This is a genomic window from Bacillus sp. AFS040349, assembly GCF_002577655.1.
GTDB lineage: Bacteria > Bacillota > Bacilli > Bacillales > Bacillaceae > Metabacillus.
This window is the reverse complement of the sequence record NZ_NUMC01000117.1, coordinates 1-2,292: the sequence shown is the minus strand read 5'-3', so window position 1 is coordinate 2,292 and position 2,292 is coordinate 1. Positions and strand designations below refer to the sequence as shown.

2 protein-coding genes are annotated in these 2,292 nt (G+C 38.2%); both read right to left on the bottom strand.

Annotated features, from left to right (window positions below; genetic code table 11):
- Nucleotides 1–629: IS21-like element helper ATPase IstB (istB, locus tag COD11_RS21615; protein ID WP_098798983.1), on the bottom strand; the 629-nt coding region annotated here is incomplete at its 3' end.
- Between the two features lies 1 nt (nt 630).
- Nucleotides 631–2,145 (bottom strand): IS21 family transposase, encoded by a 1,515-nt coding sequence (istA, locus tag COD11_RS21610; protein ID WP_231307496.1) that lies wholly within the window; start codon nt 2,143–2,145, stop codon nt 631–633.
- Nucleotides 2,146–2,292 lie beyond the last annotated feature (147 nt).

Below are 2,292 nucleotides of genomic sequence, written 5' to 3'. Positions count from 1 at the left end.
AGACTAGTCCACTCCGTAAATTCAAGATTGGTAGTAATAATAACGCTTGCACGTTCATACCTACTTGAGAAAAATTGAAATAGGAGCTCTGATCCAATTTTTGAAAAAGGTACATACCCTAGCTCATCTACGATGATCACATCAAATTTGAGCCACTTCTTTTCTAAAGCACCGAGTTTATGCTCGTCATTCGCCATCAGTAATTCTTCTACTAATTTAGACGCTGTAATGAACTTGGTTTTATAACCATTCTTTATCATCTCAATACCGAGTCCTGTAGCTAGATGGGTCTTTCCAGTACCACTATTTCCGAGAAAGAGAATGTTTTCCTTTTTCTCAACGAATTCACCTTTAGCTAGTGTTAAAAAACGATTTCGATTTAGACTAGGCATTAAACTGAAATCATAGGTATCCAAGGTTTTCTGGACTGGAAAGTTTGCTTGTTTTAGTCGCCTCTGTTTTTGATTTTCATCTCTCATTTCTATCTCTACTTCAAGTAAGGCTAACAAATACTCTTCATAGCTAAGGTTACGTTCTTCAGCTTCTCTTGCGAGAGAGCGATACTGTTTGTGAATGGTAGGCATTCTAAGCTGCTTGGTTAAATGATCCACTAGTAATTCTGTTGTCATCTTACTGACCTCCTGTTAATTGTCCATATTGAGCTACATTCGATTTTTTAACTTTATAATCTACTAGATTAGTAGGCGTTTTCTCTTTCGAAAGGTCATGGATTTTGACGTTTGCGTTTGTCAGTTTTTGAATTATTTCATGAACCACTTCATACCTAAATATCTGCGTTTGTTCCGCCTGTTGTAAAGCTTGCGTGAGTTTCTCCATTCCTATCTCCCGATGGAGAAGGAGTAGACGAATAAACTTTCGATCTCCTGCAGCACCTTCTTGTTCACGCATCTTTTGATGGAAACGCCTGAACACTTCTGGTACTTTAGAAGATTGAAAGGCACGGGCATCTCTGACAGCACGTGGTTTCTTTAATAGAGCTTCTAGATAATGATCTAAAACGGTAACCATTTGATTTCTCTCATAGGAACGAGAATGTTCCGCGATCACTTGATTTTGAGCCACAACGATCACACGATCCACAAAAATTTTTGCCCACACAGCTTGACCGACATAGCTACATGGAACAGAGTATTGGTTGGTATCAACGGTTATTAAAGATGTTTTATTTACTTGGCATGAAACAAGCCTACACGCCTCAAAACGGTTCTCTGGCAATGGGTGAAGCTGTTGTTTCTCCTTTTCCCACATAGCTAAAACTGTTTCTTTTGAGTAAGGTACCATTCGTCTATCAGCCTCTTGTAGGCACCATTCTGAAAGGTATTCATTTAATTCCTCTAACGATTGGACTTCTGGTTTAGGTACAAGGGCATTTCTTCTTATATAACCTACTGTCCCTTCAATGCGTCCTTTTTCGTTTCCAGATCGTACATTACAAAATTCTGCTTTGAATAAATAATGAGCCTGGAGAGCGATAAAAGATTCTTGTTCGAGGCGATCACGCCCCTGAAGAATTTTAAGTACAGCTGTTTTTAAATTATCGAAGAGTCCTTCAGTTGGAACGCCTCCAAAAAACTCAAACGCATGAACAAAACCATCTAAGAAAGCTTCTTGTTTTTCATTTAGATAAGCTCTTACAAATCGTAGGCGGCTTGCCGAAAGCTGAATGCAAAAGAGGTAAACACGTTGCGTTCGACCCTGTAGAATAATGTCCGCCTCTCCCCAGTCGAATTGGAATTGGTGGCCGAGTTGAAAATCAAGTGGAATGAAGACTTCCTGTAGTTTCTTTTTACGTTTGGCAACGATTTTTCGAATATTGGATGCGGAACCTTTGAAATCATACTCGTCTTCTAGTCGATTGAAGATTCTCGCAGCTGTATGTTTTTGTTTTCCCCAGCTCTTTAGATCTTCCTCAAGCCATTGATCGATAATCGGCAATACTCGCTTTGTTTCATCAGAATACTGCTTTGTACCATAGACCTTTTGGCGTTGAATGGTTGTAGGAGCTACATTTTGTTTTAAGTATTTACTAACGGTGTTTCTTGAAATACCAAGTTTTTCTGCAATTTGTCTTTGTGATAATCCTTCAACCTCTTTTAAAAATTTGATACGATGAAATTGAGCCATATTGATCATCCTTTTGTTCCTCTTCTCTGATTGATAGTTTGGTCACTTACAATCATAAAAGAGGTTAATTAAATTGGAAATCGTGTGGCTCATTTTTTATGTGATCAAACTATTGAAAAGTGGCTCAAATCTAATTTATCAAATACA

Excerpts from the sequence above, each read along its gene's own strand:
- istA (WP_231307496.1), bottom strand. The coding sequence starts at position 2,145 with ATGGCTCAATTTCATCGTATCAAATTTTTAAAAGAGGTTGAAGGATTA.